The sequence below is a fragment of the Vibrio sp. T20 genome (genome assembly GCF_007858795.1).
Classification (GTDB): domain Bacteria; phylum Pseudomonadota; class Gammaproteobacteria; order Enterobacterales; family Vibrionaceae; genus Vibrio; species Vibrio satsumensis.
In genome coordinates this window covers 36,533-55,124 of record NZ_VFEB01000102.1, presented here as the reverse complement: position 1 = coordinate 55,124, position 18,592 = coordinate 36,533, and the positions used below count along the sequence as shown (strand labels likewise).

The following is an 18,592-nucleotide window of genomic DNA, read 5'->3' as shown; positions in this document are numbered from 1 at the left end:
CATCTTTTCAAAGGATTAATATGAAAGAGCTCATCATTCATACCATTACCGTGTTCATGGGCTTTTTTGCCATCATGAACCCAATCGCCAATACCCCAATCTTTCTTGGGTTAACCGGTGACAATGACAGGGAAACGGTCAAGTCCATCGCCTTCCGTTCGGTGTTTATCGCATTCGTCATCGTCAGTACGTTTGCACTCTCTGGCAAACTGATCTTCGATCTCTTTGGTATCACGCTTTACGCACTGCGCATCACAGGCGGTATTCTGGTCTTCTTGATTGGTTTTCACATGCTGCAAGGTGATTCAACACATTCAAAAGCGAAAGAGAAAGTGAACTCAGACGCTCAACGCGACGCGGCGCTAAGCATCGCAGTATCACCTCTAGCCATGCCAATACTGGCAGGCCCGGGCACCATAGCCACCGCGATGAACTTCGCAAGCACGGAAGGAATTTACGAAACAATCATTACCATCGTCGCCTTTGGTCTACTGTGTACCTTAACCTACGTATTATTTGTATTCGGCGAACGCTTCGTGAAAGCCGTAGGGCCAAGCGCACTGAACGTGATTACTCGAATGATGGGTTTAATACTCGCAGTAATCGGTATGCAAATGTTAATTGAAGGGATTGAGCAGGCTTATAAGGCACTGTTTATTTAGCGTCTAGTTCCACTAAATCTCATACAAAAATAGCCAGCGATTCGCTGGCTATTTTCTTTTATTGTTAATCTATACCCTTGTCTTTTAAGACTTTAAATAACAATACATAACGCTCCGGTACGTGCGGTGTCAGTACTATTTATATTCCATCGTTGTGGTTTCAAATCCTAGTGGTTCTAATACTTTCTTATGCTCAGCCCAAGAGATAAATGATTCAGCGTCAGTATTACATATGTCACCTGAACCTTCCGCACATGGTTTAATACCACCGTCATAGTTGACGCTATACTTCTCGGTACTTCCATCGTATGACAAGTTGTTAACTTTGTAAGTTTTAAAACCATCGCCTGAAATAACTATGTCTTGACGATCTGTTGATGTTAATTGAGCATCGCCTAATACATTCCAACCATCACTACCGCTTGCATTATAGTTATTAACGATAACAGTGTAGTCAGTGGCATCGTTCATTGTCGCCCATACTGGATTTACTTCTGTTCCAGTATTTACCTCTAGATTCGTGACTGTACCCGATACACCTTTCACATCTTCCGTAAACGTGTAACGCATACCCGATACATACGGGAATTTACCAGCATGAGCACCTTCAGCAAGCGTTGGTTCAATTGTGCTGTCAATAAGGTTTCGAATTACCTCGCCTTTCACTGTTAAAATCGACAAGAAATTCGAGAATGGGAGTAATTCTAACGTTGCATTACCTTCCCTAAAATCACCTGACGCGATATCCGTTCGAACACCGCCAGCTCCTACCAAACCAATCTGAACATTTTTACCAGTAACAGTTGCTACCGACGGTTGATTTGCCCAATAAATCATACCTTGAGCGATCATAGGTGCGACATCAGAACCGTGCATATCTGTTCCAGCATCACCAGGACGGCGCTCATGGCTGATTTCAGTCGGTGCGGCAGCAACAACATCACCATATGCAGCTTCAAGAGCAGGCTTGTAAGTCGCGTCGATACGGGTTCTTAAATCAATATCTTCATCTTTTATCGTGATTTTTTCATTATTATCAATAAACGAGGTTACATCATCTTTATCAGAGCTAATCATTTGATGTTCTCGATGAGAGTCGTGATAAAACTCATCATTTGATAATAAAGTATTGTTCCCAATACATGAGAGAAGATTGCCATTTATATCAAATGAAACATCAACGTCTCCGATAGCTTCCGCATACTGACCAGCTTGAACCACACAAGTATTTTGTGCCTTGTCTTTTTGCGGGATCATTTCGGCGTAAATACCATTATTACCTTGGTCAAGATCGGTAAAATCACCAAGTAAAGTATGAGAATGACCGCCAACAATAATATCGATACCCGTTGTATTGGCAGCAAGATCCTTATCAGCAGCATTTCCTATGTGTGATAGAACAATTATCTTATTCACACCCTTAGTTTTTAAATCATTTATAGTGGCTTGAGTCGCTGTAATTTGGTCACTAAATGTCACATCACCGGTTCCGGTAGCTATCGTTGGCATATCACCTAAAACAACACCGATGACCGCAATAATCTTCTCATCATCATTTGCATCAAAAATAGAGGTAATTGCTCTTTTCTCTGAACCTTCAAATGCAAACAGTTGATAAGGATATAAATTATCGACATTACTTAAAGACTGATCTTTTGATGCATCCATATTATTTGCTAGCACAGGAAAACTCACCGTATTGATGAACGATGCAAGCTTGTCGGTATCTAAATCGAATTCATGGTTCCCAAGTACCATTGCATCTAACCCCATCTGTGACAACAAGTCTGCGTTTGCAGCACCTTCATTTAGCTTAAAGTAAGCAGTACCTTGCCATGCATCACCACCATGCAAGAATAACAAAGGTTCTTTGTCGGCTTTCGCATCCGCTTTGATATCATCAGCGGCTTTCAATAGACGAGGATAACCGCCAAATTCGTTATAGACCTTCTTGCCATCAGCACCCAAAGTAAAACTTGATTTTACAGGGTCAAAATTTGAGTGAGTGTCATTCACATGTGCTATGCGCAATGTCATGTCAGGAGCAATAGTATCGTTGTCACTATCCGAGCCACAGCCAACCATCGCCACGCCAATAGAGAGCACCAGTAAAGACTTAGTAAAATTCATAGAAGATCCTTTATTCATCGTTTTAATGTCGTTATGGCAGGAAATATACTTACATCTTTAAGGGTTTTAGTGATCGCTATCTTAATTACACAGCTGAAAAATTGAGTAATTACTCGGACTGTAGGCACAAGCGATTAATCAACAGAACTCGATCAATTCCGATACTAAACAGATATTTATAAAGAATTTGTGACTAGCTCTATTGATATGACTAACAAGAGGTTTATCTCTAAAGGCAGATTTGGGATGAGAGTGGAGCGGTGCAAAGCAGCTTAAGTAATGATCAATACAATAAGCTCAGAGAAGTAATATCCGGATAATGAAAACTATCGCTAAAAAGACAAGCAATATCATTTTACAGACTTTATCCCGATGCGCCCTTTCATAACGAGGGCGCTCTCTTTATGATGAACGCAATTAAATTAACTTTGCTAACGGCAGCGCTTGTTATTCGAGCCGCTGTTATGAAATAGCAAAACCAAGACTCAACACATGGAGATTCAACATGGCTTACTTTTCACTAGCCTTCGGTACGGCAACCAAAAACCGCGACAATAAAATCATTGAAGCGTTCTTCCCTAACCCACTTCTAAACCCAAGCGACGCTCTAGTAGCGGCTGTTGGTGAAGTTGCAGGTTACACTGAAGGCAACCAAGCTATCGAAATCTCTGCTGCACAAAGCGCAGAACTAGCGAAAGCATTCGCAGCAAACGACGATGCAGCAAACGCATCTTTCGCAGAAAAAGCAGCAGCATCTGAGCAGCCACTAGTTCTTGTTGTTCTTGCGACTGACGAGAAGCCAGCATCAGTTGCAGAAGGCTTCCTTAAGCTGCAACTTATCTCTAACCGCCTAGTTCAACCGCACGGCACAGTACTAGACGGCATCTTCGGTCTACTGCACAACATCGCATGGACTAACGAAGGTCCAATCGATCTTCCTGAGCTAGCTGAGCGTCAAATCGAAGCTCGCCTTGCAGGTCGTGCTCTATCTGTAGATTGCGTAGACAAGTTCCCTAAAATGGTGGATTACGTGGTACCAACAGGTATTCGTATTGCTGATACTTCTCGTGTTCGTCTTGGCGCACATGTGGGTGAAGGCACAACGGTTATGCACGAAGGTTTCATCAACTTCAATGCAGGTACAACTGGCGTAAGCATGGTTGAAGGTCGTATCTCTGCTGGTGTTGTTGTGGGTAACGGTTCAGACATCGGCGGCGGCGCTTCTATCATGGGTACTCTGTCTGGTGGCGGTACTATGGTTATCTCTATCGGCGAAAACTGCCTACTAGGTGCAAACGCGGGTCTTGGCTTCCCAATGGGCGATCGTTGTACTGTTGAGTCGGGTCTTTACGTGACTGCGGGTACTAAGGTTCGCATGCTAGATAAAGAAGGCAACGAAGTAGAAATCATCAAAGCTCGCGACCTAGCTGGCGTTTCTGATCTTCTGTTCCGTCGCAACTCGATCACTGGTCAAATTGAATGTCTAGCGAACAAGTCTGCTGTTGAACTAAACAGCGAGCTACACAGCAACAACTAATCTAAACGCTAAATGCTAAATGCTAAATGCTAAATGCTAAATGCTAGATGCTAGATGCTAGATGCTAGAAAATACGAAGCCGCTGGGGTTAAATCCAGCGGCTTTTCTTTTATTAGTATCTAGCTGAAAGGGTTACGCTTTCTCTGCAGCTAGCTGCTCAAGCGCTTGAATAGAGGTTTCTGATACTAGCGTACCATCCATATAGTAGCTAACCTTGTCTCCATCACGAACACCCGTCAGAACAGCTTTCTGGCCATCGTTATAGGTGATGTCCATGCGAATGGTGTTCTCGTCGATTTGCTGCATCTCACCCCATTCAATCTGACGATTATTAAAGCCAAGTGGGGCTTCTTTTAGTGAATCGTCTAGGCTGTCGTTCACATCAATCATGGTATCGACTTTGCTATCAAAGATGTGAGGCGCACCGGTAAGTGGGTTTTTACCCGCCCAGAATTCAATTGAGTTAAATACAATGTAATCGGCTGCAGTAGTCAGTGCGTAAACCGGAGCAAGCAAGAAGTTGACACCCGCACGAGCGTAACGGTTATCCACAACCTCAACGTTGAACTTCATTAATTTACCAGTAACCGCGTTACTACCTACACACCCAGCTAACGACATGACAATCGCTGCCACTGCAACTGCTTTTGTGATTGTTGTTTTCATAGTTCCCTCTTATGCCACGATGATTGATTCAGTTTTTGCATAGCCAAATCTGCACACATACAGAAATTCATAGCCTAACAAATTGATTCCATAACATTTAGCGTAGTGGAGTTTTTTAGAACAGCAAACTGCAACCATTAATTTTTTCGCTCTGGTTCCTAAATTTTGAGAAATAAAAAAGCGCAGACCTTTCGATCTGCGCTTTTCAGTTTTGATTAACCTAGCCTAGATTAATGCGACCTGTAAGAAAGTGATTAACCTACATTCTTACGAGCGTTTTGGAACATACGCATCCAAGCGCCATTCTCGCCCCAGCCTTCTGGAGACCAAGAGTTTGCAACCGTGCGGAATACACGCTCTGGGTGAGGCATCATGATTGTCACGCGGCCGTCTGTCGTTGTTAAACCAGTGATAGCGTTTGGCGAACCGTTCGGGTTATTCGGGTATTGCTGCGTTTGGTTACCGTTGTTATCAACGTAACGTAGAGCAACCGTACCTGAGTTTTCAATCGCGTTTAGGTGGTCGTTGTCACGCACTTCTACGCGGCCTTCACCGTGAGAAACAGCGATTGGCATACGGGAACCTTCCATGCCGTTGAAGAATACAGAATCAGATTTCTGAACTTCAACTAGGCTGAAACGTGCTTCAAAACGCTCAGATTCGTTACGAACGAAACGTGGCCAGTACTCAGCTCCAGGGATAAGTTCACGCAGGTTAGACAACATCTGACAACCGTTACACACACCTAGAGAGAAAGTATCTTCACGCTTGAAGAAGTTTTCAAATTGGTCACGAGTAGAGTCGTTAAATAGAACCGACTTAGCCCAACCTTCACCAGCGCCCAGTACATCACCGTAAGAGAAGCCACCACATGCCACCAGGCCGTTGTATTCTTCGAGTACCGTTTGACCCGTTAGGATGTCGCTCATGTGAATATCAGTTGCTTCGAAGCCTGCACGGTCGAATGCTGCTGCCATTTCAACGTGAGAGTTAACACCCTGCTCACGTAGAATTGCCATCTTAGGTTTAGCACCTGTGTTGATGAACGGTGCTGCGATATCTTCGTTTACGTCAAAGCTTAGTTTCACGTTCAGACCAGGGTCTGAATTGTCTTTCTTCGCTTCGTGCTCTTGGTCAGCACATATTGGGTTATCACGTAGACCTTGCATCTTGTGCGTGGTTTCAGCCCAGATAGTACGTAGCTCCGTACGGTTACGTTCAACTACTACAGACTCGCCAGACTTAATCACTAGCTCATCAGATGCTTCAACAGAGCCGATTACGTGTGAACACGCTTCTAGACCGTTTGCTGCAAGAGTAGAAAGAACAGCGTCTAGGTCGTCGTTACGAACCTGGATTACCGCACCTAGCTCTTCATTGAATAGTGCTGCTAGTGTGTCTTCACCTAGCGCTTCAATGTTTGCATTAACACCACAGTGACCTGCGAAAGCCATTTCAGCCAGTGTTACGAACAGACCACCATCGCCTTTATCGTGGTAAGCGACAACTTGGTCGTTCGCTACAAGTGCTTGAACGCCTTCGTAGAAACCTTTTAGTTGCGCTGCGTTGTCTACGTCTGCTGGCTTATCACCAAGCTGCTTGTAAACCTGTGCAAGTGCTGTCGCACCCATACGGTTTTTGCCGTTACCTAGGTCGATAAGTACTAAGCTTGAAGCACCTTTGTCAGTGCGAAGCTGAGGCGTAATCGTCTTACGAACATCTTCAACACGTGCAAACGCAGTAATAACAAGAGATAGCGGAGAAGTTACTTCTTTCTGCTCGCCGTTCTCTTCCCACTTAGTCTTCATCGACATTGAGTCTTTACCCACAGGGATAGTTAGACCCAGTGCTGGACATAGCTCTTCACCTACGGCTTTAACCGCTTCGTAAAGGCCTGCATCTTCACCAGGGTGACCTGCTGGAGACATCCAGTTAGCTGACAATTTAATGTGTTTGATATCGCCGATGTTGGTCGCTGCGATGTTTGTGATTGCTTCACCAACTGCTAGACGAGCTGACGCGCCAAAGTCTAGTAGTGCTACTGGCGTACGCTCACCAAGAGACATCGCCTCACCGTGGTAAGAGTCGTAGCTTGCTGCAGTTACAGCGCAGTTAGCAACAGGAACCTGCCATGGGCCAACCATTTGGTCACGAGCAACAAGGCCAGTTACCGAGCGGTCACCGATAGTGATAAGGAAGGTTTTCTCAGCGACTGTTGGTAGACGAAGAACACGGTCAACCGCTTCGTTCATTTCGATACCAGAACGGTCAATCGCAGGGTTGTTCGCTTTTAGCGTTTTCGCGTCACGGTGCATCTTAGGTGTCTTACCTAATAGGATGTCCATTGGCATGTCGATTGGCGTGTTGTCGAAGTGAGAATCTTCTAATTTAAGATCACGTTCTTCTGTTGCTTTACCAACCACAGCGTAAGGTGCGCGCTCACGCTTACAAATAGCGTCGAACGTTGCCATGTCTTTGTCAGCAACCGCCATTACGTAACGCTCTTGAGATTCGTTACACCAGATCTCAAGTGGGCTCATGCCCGGCTCATCGTTTGGCACGTCACGTAGGTTGAAGATACCGCCACGCTCGCCATCGTCTACTAGCTCAGGAAGTGCATTTGAGATACCGCCCGCGCCCACATCGTGGATGAATGCGATTGGGTTCGCATCACCTAGCTGCCAACAACGGTCGATCACTTCCTGACAACGACGTTCCATCTCTGGGTTTTCACGTTGAACAGAAGCGAAATCAAGATCTTCAGAAGAAGAACCAGAGTCCATTGAAGATGCCGCACCGCCACCAAGGCCGATGTTCATTGCAGGGCCACCCAGAACAATTAGGCTTGCACCTACTGGGATCTCTTTCTTCTGAACGTGCTCATCACGGATGTTACCTAGGCCACCAGCTAGCATGATCGGCTTGTGGTAACCGCGTACTTCTTCACCTGCGTGAGAGTTTACTTTCTCTTCGTAAGTACGGAAGTAACCTAGTAGGTTTGGACGACCAAATTCGTTGTTGAATGCCGCGCCACCAAGAGGACCTTCAAGCATGATATCCAAAGCAGTAACGATACGGCTTGGCTTGCCAAAGTCAGTTTCCCAAGGTTGAACGAAGTTCGGGATCTTAAGGTTAGATACAGAGAACGCCACCAGACCAGCTTTTGGTTTACCACCAATACCTGTTGCGCCTTCATCACGGATTTCACCGCCTGAACCTGTAGATGCGCCCGGCCATGGAGAGATTGCCGTTGGGTGGTTGTGCGTTTCAACTTTCATCAAGATGTGTGTTTTCTCTTGGTGGTAGTTGTACTGACGAGTTTCTGGATCTGGGAAGAAACGACCGACTTCAGAGCCAGTCATAACTGCTGCGTTATCTTTATATGCAGAAAGTACGTTATCAGGAGTAACTTCAAACGTATTTTTGATCATTTTAAACAGTGATTTTTCTTGCTTAACGCCGTCGATAGTCCAGTCAGCGTTAAAGATCTTGTGACGACAGTGCTCTGAGTTCGCTTGTGCAAACATCATTAGCTCGATGTCAGTCGGGTTACGACCTAGCTTCTCAGTGAAGCTTTCAAGAAGGTAATCAATCTCATCTTCTGCAAGAGCAAGACCTAGGGTAACGTTTGCTTTTTCAAGCGCTTTACGTCCGCCAGCTAATAGGTCAACTTCCGCATAAGGAGCAGGCTCAGCAACAGTGAAAAGCGCCGCCGCTGATTCGAAGTCAGTGAAAACGACTTCCATCATACGGTCGTGCAGGATTGCTTTCAGCTCAACAAGTTGAAGCTCAGAAAGTTCAGCAGAGGTTTCAATGTAGAAAGCAGTACCGCGCTCTAGACGTGACACTTTAGCCAGTCCACAGTTATGTGCGATATCTGTTGATTTTGAAGACCAAGGCGAGATAGTGCCCGGGCGTGGCGTTGCAAGCAGCAGTAAACCTTCAGGTTCATGCTCTTCAATCGTTGGACCGTAAGTCAGTAGCTTTTCTAGCTTCTCAACTTCAGACTCATCTAGGTCTGCCGTTAGATCAGCAAAGTGGGCAAACTCAGCGTAAATACCTGTTACAGGTAAGCTTAATTCACGACAAAGCTCTAAAAGCTTGTTAACACGAAACTCAGATAGAGCTGGGGAGCCACGCAAAATTCTCATGTGCTTACGTCTCTTATGCAGTTGATTAAGGTAGTATTGGAATAAATTCAGTGGGTTATAGGAACAACCTAACTGTTTTCTTCGAAGCTATTCCCGAAGGTTGCCAAACCTATGCCGATTCCACCTCTTCAATGCGAGCGCATTATAAAGCATTTCTTTTTGTGACGTAACACCAAAAGCAACCGTTTGCGTGATTTTTTTTATCTTTCTCCGTAAATGGTACTTTTGCTGCATTTATCACCACTTTTACAACTGTTTAATTAAACCTGCTTTGCCAGCCTTGCGGGGTTTGGTATAAAGGGGCTTCCACTTTTCGAGATTTCATTTTGATGCCTAAATTTACGCTCATCTTTTCGTCTAAGTTCCTTCTGCTCACCATCGCCCTAGTTGGGTTGGCTGGATGTCAGATTGAATCTGAACCTAAAAGTGTCCTTGAGCAGATACGAGATCGTGGCGTTCTTCGTGTCGGCACCCTAAATAACCAACTCTCTTATTACATCGGTCCTGATGGCCCAGCCGGCTTAGATTACGAATTAGCTCGTGAGTTTGCGCAGGAGCTTGGTGTAAAGCTTGAGGTTAAACCCGCTTACCGTTTGTCTGGCTTGTTCCCTGCACTGCAGAAAGGTGAGATCGATCTTATCGCGACTGGCTTAACGCAAAATAACAACCTGACACGCGCTTATCGCGCCGCACCTGCTTATTACTATGTAAGCCAACAAGTCGTGTACAAGAAAGGTCAATGGCGACCAAGAAACCTCGATCAACTGATCAAGTTTGAGAACGAGCGTCAGGCCGAATTTGTAAAAGAACAATCTGAATCAGAAGAAACGGCATCAAATGAAACACTGACGCCATCTTTAGTTGTGGTGAAAGACTCACACTTTGAACCAACACTAAAACAGCTTCAGAACATACACGATGACTTTATCTACGATGCGGTCGGTAATGCGGACATCAATGACCTGCTAAAAGAAGTATCAACCGGAGAGCGACTGTTTACCGTTGCAGACTCCATTGAGCTCTCGTTGGCGCAGCGTTTATACCCTGATGTAGCTTTGGCTTTTGAACTAACAGAAGACCAACCTATCTCTTGGTACTTAGAGCGTTCAGAAGATGAGAGTCTGTATGCATTGCTGATTGAGTTCTTCGGTAACCTTAAACAGTCTGGTGAACTGGCTTCACTGGAAGAGAAATACATCGGCCACATTGGTACCTTTGACTACGTTGATACTCGTGCCTTTATCCGCGCATTGGATAGCAAGCTACCTAAATGGTCACCACTGTTTCAGCAATACTCGCAAGAATTTGATTGGCGCTTGATTGCTGCTTTGGCATACCAAGAGTCACACTGGAACCCAGTCGCGCGTTCTCCTACTGGTGTTCGAGGCATGATGATGTTGACGCTGCCAACCGCGAAGAGCGTAGGTGTTACCAATCGTCTTGACCCGAAACAATCAGTACAAGGTGGTGTCGAGTACCTGCGCCGTATCGTTAACCGAGTTCCAGACTCTATTACTCAACATGAAAAGATCTGGTTTGCCCTCGCTTCATATAACGTAGGTTACGGTCACATGATGGATGCTCGCCGCTTAACCAAAGCACAAGGCGGCAACCCTGACGCTTGGGGTGATGTAAAAGATCGACTTCCTCTGTTGAGACAGAAGAAGTACTACAGCCAAACTCGATACGGCTATGCGCGTGGTGATGAAGCAAGGAATTACGTTGAGAACATTCGCCGCTATTACCAGAGTATTATTGGCCATGTAAATCAGCGTAATAAAGAACAAGAAGCAAGCCTTGAAGGTTTGGTGGTGATCCCACCTTTAGAAACCTCAGGTGCTGAATCAAGTATCAGCGCAGCTCAGTCGACAGTAAGCAGTTCTGAGCCTTCGCAGTAAAAACCAAAAGAGCAATGCCATCTAGCATTGCTCTTTTTTATTACTTTTTTCGACTCTTCTTTCGTCGCTACGGGATAAGGGACGCAAGCAGGAAAATAATGGTGAGATCTCGAGTGTCATATTGCAGTAACAATCGAACCTTATAACGGCACACCACAATCAAGATTATGCTCTGCTGCACTGCGATGCTGGCTTACTTAGAACAGCTATTCTAAGTAAGCCAAGTGTGCGACAGGCCAAACAAACGAATAACACTATAATTAAATCGTTAGTCCAAACTAAAAAGTCAGACGACACATAGGAAATCATTGAAATGATGAAGAAACTGAAATCGAAACGCCTTGATAAGACCGTTGCTGCAAACCGTCGTAAGCGTATGCTTTCAAATAATAAGAAGAAGATCATTTGGCGCAATCGCGCTTTCATGCAGATGATTGCTGAGTAAATGTAATTACCAAGTCAGTTTGCTTGGCACTCGTGCGATTGAGAGTGCCGATAGCTCGCTGCTACTTCTTGTTACCAGCCTTCATATCTGCTTCTACACGCTGCTCTTCCAGCAGACGTTCTTGCTTGCGCTTCTCTTTTATCTCTTTTCTACGACGCTTGAAAAACGATTGCAATTGCTCACGGCACTCTTCCTCTAACAAGCCATGTTCAACGTCGGCATAGTGGTATGAGGCCTGACTTTCAAACAAATTCAACACTGTACCTGCAGCGCCCGCTTTTAAGTCTGGAGCGCCAAACACAATGCGCTTTACTCGGCTGTGTAACAAGGCACCAGCACACATTGGGCAAGGCTCGAGCGTGACGTATAAAGTGGTATCAAGCAGCCGATAGTTTTCTAAGGTTTGACCAGCTTTACGCAAAGTTTCAATTTCTGCGTGTGCCGTTGCATCGTGGCTGCCAATCGAACGGTTCCACCCTTCAGAGATAATCTTCCCATCTTTCACTAATATAGCACCCACAGGAACCTCTCCCTCACTCTCTGCTTGCTTAGCTACCTCGATGGCGCGTCGCATGAAGATTTCATCTTGAGGGGTGAATTGATGGTCTGACAAAGGGAACTCCAGAAAACAAAGGATTAAAACGAAATTAGGTATGCGGTGAAGCATACCTAATCTTCGTGATAATGAACAATAAAGAGATAATAGACAACAAGAGACAATGAACGATTGCCGCTTGCTAGTTGGTCGAACTGTTAGCTATTAGCGTCTTCTATGCTATCGGCTATTGGCGTCGCTTTGATGCTCACAATGCGATTGTTCTCAACAGAGATAATTTCAAACTGCCACTGTTGGTATTGAACAACCTCGCCTGCATCAGGTAATCGTCCTATTAGCCAAGTCACAAGGCCATTCAACGTTTGGAAGCTCTCGCTTTCACCCTCAGAATCCGACAGCTCTAAACGGTTTTTCAGTTCACTGATCGGAATCAATCCATCCACCAGCAAACCGTCTTCCACTTGCTCAGTCCAAAGATCGTTCGGGTTATTCGATAGTTCGCCAGCAATCGCCTCAAGAATATCGTAATGAGTCACAAGACCTTGAACATCGCCATACTCGTCGACAATGAATGCCATCTCAGTACCCGACTCTTTAAAGTAGCCAAGTAAACGCAGAGCTTTCATCGATTCTGGAACATAGATCGGTGAGCGAGACAGCCCCATGATCACTTGAATGCTTAGATTGCCTGCCTGATTCAGCAAGGCTTTGGCTGACACCGTACCCACCACTTTATTGAGGTGATCTTGGCACAATGGAAACACACTGTGCTTTGATGAACGTAGTTTCTTTAAGATTTGCTCTACTGGTTGGTCGACATCCAAAAAGTCGATGTCTCGACGCGGAGTCATTAAAGAGCTCACAAGGCGATCATCAAGCTGCAAGATATTACGAATCATCTCTTGTTCGCCGCGTTCAATCACACCCGATTCAGAACCCTCTTTCACAAGTGCATGGATATCATCTTCAGTTACGCTATCTTCGTCACCACCTCGCCCCATCAACTTGAGAATGCCTTCCGTAGAAGCCGACAGCGCAAACACAAACGGCGTCGCGATTTTAGATAACCAGAAGATTGGCAGCGCGACTAACACAGCAATGTTTTCAGCTTGAGATTGAGCAAAACGCTTTGGTACCAACTCACCGACAACGATGGCGAAATAAGTAATACCGACCACCACAACCGCAGTAGACAAGATATTCGCTTGTGTTGGATCGAGTCCCCATAGTTCAAGTTGAACGGCCAGGGGAGCCGATAGCGTTGCCTCACCCACAATACCGCTGAGCAGGCCAATTACTGTGATACCGATTTGAATAGTCGAGAGGAAGCGGGTTGGGTTTTCTTTGAGCTCAAGAGCAATCTGAGCGGAACGGTGTTTTTCGGCTAAGCGTTTCAGCCGACTATTTTTTGCTGCTACCAATGCAATCTCTGACATGGCAAACAGACCATTTAAAACAATTAACCCTACTAAAAGCAGAATTTTCATGTGGCTTGGATTTCCTAAATTTACCGGCCAACAATTAGCCGTAATCCGGATTATAAGCTGAGTGCGTTTATTTTGAATATAAAAAGTTTTTGATATAAAAAGTCTTGGATATAAAAAAATAGAAAAAGATAGCGAAAAAAAAGCCCGCACATTTCGGTGCGGGCTTAGGAATGAGTAAAGCTTAATATCGCTTAGTTCAATCTTACATAGTGTAAGTATAAGGTGCTTGGATACCTAGTGGGATACCAAGAGCCCAGTAAGCTAGCAAGAACAAAGACCAACCGATTAGCATGGCAATCGAGAATGGCATCATTAGAGAAGCTAGAGTACCAATACCTGTCGACTTAACGTAGCGCTGACAGTAAACAACAACCAGTGGGAAGAACACCATTAGTGGAGAGATGATGTTAGACACTGAGTCACCTACACGGTAAGCCGCTTGAGATAGCTCAGGAGAGATACCCACGACCATTAGCATTGGAACTAGGATTGGACCGATAAGCGCCCACTTAGCCGAAGCCGAACCTACAAGCAGGTTGACTGAAGCCGTTAGTAGAATCATACCAACAACCGTTGCTTCACCAGGAAGGTCCATCGCTTTCAGACCTTCAGCACCGTAAAGCGCAAGCATTGTACCGATGTTTGATTGACCGAATGCAGATAGGAACTGTGCACAGAAGAACGACATTACAATGTATGCGCCCATCGTAGCCATTGTCTCTGACATTGCTTTGATTACGTCATTGCTGTTCTTGAAAGTACCCGCTACACGGCCGTAGACGATACCTGGAATGATGAACAGGATGAAGATCAGAGGAACGATAGACTTCATAACTGGAGCAGAGAACGCTGTTAGCTCACCTTCAGGTGAACGAAGCGCTGAGTTTTCAGGAACTAGAGCCGCGATAAGCAGACCAATACCCGCAACCATTGCCCAACCAGCGTAACGGAATGCTTTAGATTCGATTGCAGTGAACGTACCAAGATCAGGTGCCGCTTCTGCATCTTCATCAACTGGCGTATTAGCAAGGCGAGGCTCGATAATTTTCTCAGTTACGTACCAACCGATAGCAACAATAAGAACTGAAGATAGGCCAGTAAAGAAGATGTTCGCTAGAGGGTTAATCACGTATTCAGGGTCAAGAACGTTTGCCGCTGTTTGAGTGAAACCAGCTAGTAACGGGTCAATACCTGAAGGGATGAAGTTCGCAGAGAAACCACCTGATACACCAGCAAACGCTGCTGCAATACCCGCTAGAGGGTGACGACCCGCAGCGTGGAAGATGATACCGCCAAGAGGGATGACTAGAACGTAACCTGCATCTGCTGCTGTGTGAGACACGATAGCAACAAGGATTAGCATTGGCGTTAGTAGCTTAGCTGGCGTGAAGTTAAGCATCTTCTTAAGGCCAGTCGTAATGAAGCCTGAAGAGTCAGCAACGCCTACACCTAGCATAGCAACAAGTACGATACCTAGAGGTGCGAAGCCTGTGAACGTGGTAACCATATTCGCTAGGAAGCTAGCAAGTGCTTCACCAGTTAGTAGGTTGTTTACTTCAAGAGCAGCACCCGTTTGAGGGTTGATTAAGTCGAATGAAAGATTCGATAAAAGTGCAGATGCTACCCATACAATAACTAGAGCCCAGAAGAACAGAATTGCTGGATCTGGAATTTTGTTGCCGGCGCGTTCAATGAAGTTTAGAAAGCGGTCCATACCACTGATCTTCTCAGTCGATGGTGCTTTTTTTACGGCTTGGTTACTCATTGTAACTCCATATGTGATGTTGTTTTGTTTAGGCCTAATATAAGTTTTGACCACGGCCTATTGGTACAGCACATATTCTATTAAAGTCGTTGTTAAAAAGCACAAGATTCCACCTAATTTTCCATAAATGGAGACATATTTTGCAAAAATACCATACAACCACAACAATATAAAAACACAAAAAACACCATTCCATATACAGAGTTTTAACTAGCACGCAAACAATGTCCGAGGAGTGAAAATTATCAGTAAAAGAAGTGGCATGAGCCTTGGCATGCAGTAAACGTTTGCTTGAAGGTCAATCAAACTCACTGTATTTGGAGAGCATAGTTTCGAGGTAAATACTTTGCGCATGGTTCATACGATCTCGCCATGCAATTGTGACAGTAATATTTTTTAACGCATCGGACAAAGCACCGCCTGCATTAGTCACTTCACAGGTCATGGCATAGGCAGAACCCGACAAACCGGATAAAGGATCTGAACTGCCTCTATTGAGACAGTGACTCGCCTGATTTAGTTCCGAAAAAGGAATTAAACCTACCGCCCCACTCGCATTAGATACCCGAGTTCGATAATACTCCATCTGCCTTTCAGCAAAATGCAGCGCCTCTACGCTGTGGAGCGCAAAATCCGATTTTTGTTCAGCGTAGACCTGCAATTTAACCAGACCTAACGAGGCAACGCCAATCAACAGAAAAGAGATAAGAACCTCTATCAAGCTAAAACCTGAGTTCTTAGAAATCATTCCATGATCCTCGCTTCCACTGATAAGTTGAAGGCAGATCAATCGGATTAGAATCCGCACGAAAATCTAAGTCCATGTCACCAACAATGGTCGTCACACCTGCAGGTGAATCAAAAATAAGGCCACCAGAAGGCAAACCAGATGCAAACTGAATCCCGACACTTTTTTTGACGACACTGGCGTTATCTATGTCTTTAATAAAAGGCGCAAATACGTTATTCGGCAAAAGGTTCTTCCAAAAGTCATCGACACGCGTTTTTACATGGCTCTTTTGATAATCGACCAAATGATAAATCACTCCGTTGTAAGCCATGGCTCCATTTAGTGCCAACACACCATCTTGCACAACCAACAGCTGTGATGGATTGATTGTGGCCGCAACCGCAGCATTAATATGGCAGTTGCCTTCAACCCACAGCCCCTTGGTTTGCCCTGCCGTAAAGTGCTCCATAATCTCAGTGCCGCACTCAGTCGCATTCAATAGCTGAACATGCTTAAACAAATCCGTATCTTGTGACAGGTCGACAATATTTTGCTCGGTTTTAACAACACCAAAAAAGGTGTAAAAGGGATTCATATTCGGATCCGGATTAAAGTCCTTCTTAAAAGGCGCTGGATTGGTTCCTTGATAATAATCAGGGGCATAGATCGAATAAGAGCTACCAGAAACGCCTTTAGGGATCGCTGTTTTATAGTCGCTATGGCAAATGCCATCGAAGCCAGAAAATGGACCATCAGCAATAGGATCGAGTACCTCTAACCCTAATGCCTGTCCTGAATTACTATGGGTTTCGTTATATTGATAGGTGAACAGATCAGCAAAAGAGACACTGACACACTCATATTCATTGCCACTTAAAGGGTCTTCTTTGGCTGTCGGCTTCAGGCTCAAAGTTCCAATAAGTTCGATAGGACCAGTAGACTGAATCGCCCCACTACCGAGCTGAGATCTTTCTCTTATTGTCTTAAAAAGTGACTGTACGTTTGAGGATGACGCTACGATGTAAGCGCTAGAAATTGCACTATCCGAGATTTCGATCTGCGGTTTATTTTCGTAAGGAGAACACCAATCAGAAAAATCTGCAGGACGAGTACTCACGTCTTTGATATCAGCAATTGTCTTGTCTAATTCAAGTAAGTAGGAGTAGGTACACTCTAAGCCTCCTTCCGATCGCCAGTGTTCTTGTCTGCCCTGCACTTCATTCTGTGCGACTTTAATTTGATGGAATACACTGCGATACGTGCCTAATGTCACCACTAAAGCACCAATTAAAAGCACTGACGTAATCAATAACGTCACCACACCACGCTGCTTTTTAAATATCATCATTGCCAGTTCCTCTGCTTAACGGAAACCGAAACAGATTTGGAAACACCTGCGGTTGGGATTGACGCTGTAATACTGATATCAGTGAGCGTGCTCTTGATAGAATTCTGCTCCAATACTTGGGAATTAATGCTGAACTCATCAACATCAATGAGGTTGTCATCGAACAGTGAGTAACATCCAGTAACCTCATGAAATGTAGGAATTGCCTCCGATACAGTGGTGCCCTTCTCACATATTTGCAGTTTGGTTCCATTTTTTCTGTAAACGATATTTCGATGTTCTTTACTTGCGCTTGAGCCCTCTCGGAAGTAAACAAAACCAATCGCAATAGCGCCACTCACTTGGATAGTATTACTCGCACCGGATAGCTTTATGGAATCGCCGTTTGAACCATCGTAGCCTGCTCGTTGGATATCCTCTTTCATCACCTGCATGGTGCTGGTTAGATTTTGTAGCAGTAATAGCTCGATACCTTTATCTTTGGCGATTCTCTGCCCCGTAATAAACACACTGCCAATAATAGAAATCGCGAACACACCAATCACAGAGGCCACCATCAATTCAATCAGTGATGTTCCTCGTTGCTTGTTAGGCGCTGCCACTATCGGCTTAACACGCATAATAGCCATACTGAGCGCTCGACTCGCCGCATACCTTAATTCGTCCTGGCGGGCTAGATAGCTTGATCAAAAGTCGATCAGTGGAAGTACCATTAGGGAATAGATAAATTGTCCCCCTGGAAGGCCTTCCTCTAACACTCTCAAAGCTGATTCTTGCGCCGGTGTAGTTATGGGAAAACGATAAATCTCGAAATGGTTTACCCGACAACATCAGTAACGTTTCACCAGAAAGGTCTTCAGTAGGCTTTAACCTTACAGTCCACTCTCCGGTTGATTGCACCTCATTTTTATCCATAGAGAAATGTACCCACAGATCTTGATTCCTTTTGACCGATTCAGACTTGGCCTGAATGAGAAAACCATTCAACTCTCCGGCGAGTCGCTGCATCTTGACGGTTTCAGTAACCGAACTAAAACTCGGGGCAGCCGTCGCTATCAGTATCGACAGTACCGATACCGTTATTAACAGCTCTAACAAAGTAAACCCGCGAGTCATTTCCCAAATTCCTATGTAACTCAATGCGTAACCGCATTTAATCTTGCAGCGATGCTACCACCGGAGAAGAATGGGCTGAGCTATGAAAGGAAACTACTCGC

14 protein-coding genes are annotated in these 18,592 nt (G+C 44.9%); 4 read left to right on the top strand and 10 right to left on the bottom strand.

The genetic code is table 11. From position 1 onward, the window contains the following. The first annotated feature begins 20 nt into the window (after positions 1 to 20). The gene (locus tag FTW16_RS13040) at positions 21 to 662 is read left to right on the top strand and encodes a MarC family protein (protein ID WP_108194452.1); all 642 of its coding nucleotides are present in this window, start codon (positions 21 to 23) and stop codon (positions 660 to 662) included. Positions 663 to 797: 135 nt separating this feature from the next. Here the strand turns inward: FTW16_RS13040 and FTW16_RS13035 are convergent, their stop codons facing one another. After that, positions 798 to 2,792, bottom strand: a complete 1,995-nt coding sequence (locus FTW16_RS13035; RefSeq protein ID WP_146491368.1) for a bifunctional metallophosphatase/5'-nucleotidase — start codon at positions 2,790 to 2,792, stop codon at positions 798 to 800. Between the two features lie 505 nt (positions 2,793 to 3,297). Between FTW16_RS13035 and dapD the strand changes: the two genes are divergently transcribed. Continuing rightward, positions 3,298 to 4,329: a 2,3,4,5-tetrahydropyridine-2,6-dicarboxylate N-succinyltransferase gene (dapD, locus tag FTW16_RS13030; RefSeq protein WP_009848346.1), complete on the top strand. Its 1,032-nt coding sequence runs from the start codon at positions 3,298 to 3,300 to the stop codon at positions 4,327 to 4,329. Positions 4,330 to 4,461: 132 nt separating this feature from the next. On the opposite strand, the gene FTW16_RS13025 is transcribed toward dapD, so the two are convergent. Beyond that, complete coding sequence (locus FTW16_RS13025; RefSeq protein WP_008223831.1) at positions 4,462 to 4,995, bottom strand: DUF3332 domain-containing protein; 534 nt, start codon at positions 4,993 to 4,995, stop codon at positions 4,462 to 4,464. Between the two features lie 254 nt (positions 4,996 to 5,249). Beyond that, positions 5,250 to 9,146 carry a phosphoribosylformylglycinamidine synthase gene (gene purL / locus FTW16_RS13020; protein ID WP_146491367.1) on the bottom strand — a complete coding sequence of 1,299 codons (3,897 nt, stop codon included), beginning with the start codon at positions 9,144 to 9,146 and terminating at the stop codon, positions 5,250 to 5,252. Between the two features lie 329 nt (positions 9,147 to 9,475). On the opposite strand from purL, the gene mltF reads away from it, so the two are divergent. Together mltF and FTW16_RS24770 are read left to right on the top strand one after the other, a co-directional pair. Continuing rightward, positions 9,476 to 11,044: a membrane-bound lytic murein transglycosylase MltF gene (gene mltF, locus FTW16_RS13015; protein ID WP_146491366.1), complete on the top strand. Its 1,569-nt coding sequence runs from the start codon at positions 9,476 to 9,478 to the stop codon at positions 11,042 to 11,044. Positions 11,045 to 11,357: 313 nt separating this feature from the next. Next, on the top strand, positions 11,358 to 11,489 hold the full coding sequence (locus FTW16_RS24770; RefSeq protein WP_017059878.1) for a hypothetical protein: 132 nt from the start codon (positions 11,358 to 11,360) through the stop codon (positions 11,487 to 11,489). Between the two features lie 61 nt (positions 11,490 to 11,550). Here FTW16_RS24770 and tadA read toward each other — a convergent pair whose 3' ends face one another. The 7 genes from tadA to FTW16_RS12980 all read right to left on the bottom strand — a co-directional run bounded on the left by tadA (position 11,551) and on the right by FTW16_RS12980 (position 18,491). Continuing rightward, on the bottom strand, positions 11,551 to 12,156 hold the full coding sequence (gene tadA, locus FTW16_RS13010) for a tRNA adenosine(34) deaminase TadA (RefSeq protein WP_146491365.1): 606 nt from the start codon (positions 12,154 to 12,156) through the stop codon (positions 11,551 to 11,553). 86 nt (positions 12,157 to 12,242) lie between these two features. Beyond that, a complete protein-coding gene (locus FTW16_RS13005; protein WP_019823903.1) occupies positions 12,243 to 13,532 on the bottom strand; it encodes a hemolysin family protein in 1,290 nt (429 codons plus the stop codon). Positions 13,533 to 13,734: 202 nt separating this feature from the next. Continuing rightward, the gene (locus FTW16_RS13000; RefSeq protein ID WP_060983336.1) at positions 13,735 to 15,297 is read right to left on the bottom strand and encodes an AbgT family transporter; all 1,563 of its coding nucleotides are present in this window, start codon (positions 15,295 to 15,297) and stop codon (positions 13,735 to 13,737) included. A gap of 298 nt (positions 15,298 to 15,595) precedes the next feature. Further along, positions 15,596 to 16,045, bottom strand: a complete 450-nt coding sequence (locus FTW16_RS12995) for a prepilin-type N-terminal cleavage/methylation domain-containing protein (RefSeq protein ID WP_146491364.1) — start codon at positions 16,043 to 16,045, stop codon at positions 15,596 to 15,598. Further along, complete coding sequence (locus FTW16_RS12990; protein WP_146491363.1) at positions 16,035 to 17,375, bottom strand: hypothetical protein; 1,341 nt, start codon at positions 17,373 to 17,375, stop codon at positions 16,035 to 16,037. Before FTW16_RS12990 ends, FTW16_RS12995 begins: the two co-directional genes overlap by 11 nt. After that, positions 17,372 to 18,004, bottom strand: coding sequence for a PilW family protein (locus tag FTW16_RS12985; protein ID WP_146491362.1), 633 nt, complete (start codon positions 18,002 to 18,004; stop codon positions 17,372 to 17,374). Before FTW16_RS12985 ends, FTW16_RS12990 begins: the two co-directional genes overlap by 4 nt. Further along, positions 17,985 to 18,491 (bottom strand): GspH/FimT family pseudopilin, encoded by a 507-nt coding sequence (locus tag FTW16_RS12980; protein ID WP_017067642.1) that lies wholly within the window; start codon positions 18,489 to 18,491, stop codon positions 17,985 to 17,987. The genes FTW16_RS12985 and FTW16_RS12980 overlap by 20 nt, the downstream gene beginning before the upstream one ends. Positions 18,492 to 18,592 lie beyond the last annotated feature (101 nt).

What these genes read in the sequence shown, in the direction of transcription:
- dapD (WP_009848346.1), top strand. Translation starts at nt 3,298, where the DNA reads ATGGCTTACTTTTCACTAGCCTTCGGTACGGCAACCAAAAACCGCGAC.
- FTW16_RS13040 (WP_108194452.1), top strand. Translation starts at nt 21, where the DNA reads ATGAAAGAGCTCATCATTCATACCATTACCGTGTTCATGGGCTTTTTT.
- FTW16_RS13005 (WP_019823903.1), bottom strand. Translation starts at nt 13,532, where the DNA reads ATGAAAATTCTGCTTTTAGTAGGGTTAATTGTTTTAAATGGTCTGTTT.
- FTW16_RS13035 (WP_146491368.1), bottom strand. Translation starts at nt 2,792, where the DNA reads ATGAATTTTACTAAGTCTTTACTGGTGCTCTCTATTGGCGTGGCGATG.
- FTW16_RS13000 (WP_060983336.1), bottom strand. Translation starts at nt 15,297, where the DNA reads ATGAGTAACCAAGCCGTAAAAAAAGCACCATCGACTGAGAAGATCAGT.
- mltF (WP_146491366.1), top strand. Translation starts at nt 9,476, where the DNA reads ATGCCTAAATTTACGCTCATCTTTTCGTCTAAGTTCCTTCTGCTCACC.
- FTW16_RS13025 (WP_008223831.1), bottom strand. Translation starts at nt 4,995, where the DNA reads ATGAAAACAACAATCACAAAAGCAGTTGCAGTGGCAGCGATTGTCATG.
- purL (WP_146491367.1), bottom strand. Translation starts at nt 9,146, where the DNA reads ATGAGAATTTTGCGTGGCTCCCCAGCTCTATCTGAGTTTCGTGTTAAC.
- FTW16_RS12990 (WP_146491363.1), bottom strand. Translation starts at nt 17,375, where the DNA reads ATGATGATATTTAAAAAGCAGCGTGGTGTGGTGACGTTATTGATTACG.
- FTW16_RS12980 (WP_017067642.1), bottom strand. Translation starts at nt 18,491, where the DNA reads ATGACTCGCGGGTTTACTTTGTTAGAGCTGTTAATAACGGTATCGGTA.
- FTW16_RS12995 (WP_146491364.1), bottom strand. Translation starts at nt 16,045, where the DNA reads ATGATTTCTAAGAACTCAGGTTTTAGCTTGATAGAGGTTCTTATCTCT.
- FTW16_RS24770 (WP_017059878.1), top strand. Translation starts at nt 11,358, where the DNA reads ATGATGAAGAAACTGAAATCGAAACGCCTTGATAAGACCGTTGCTGCA.
- tadA (WP_146491365.1), bottom strand. Translation starts at nt 12,156, where the DNA reads ATGCTTCACCGCATACCTAATTTCGTTTTAATCCTTTGTTTTCTGGAG.
- FTW16_RS12985 (WP_146491362.1), bottom strand. Translation starts at nt 18,004, where the DNA reads ATGGCTATTATGCGTGTTAAGCCGATAGTGGCAGCGCCTAACAAGCAA.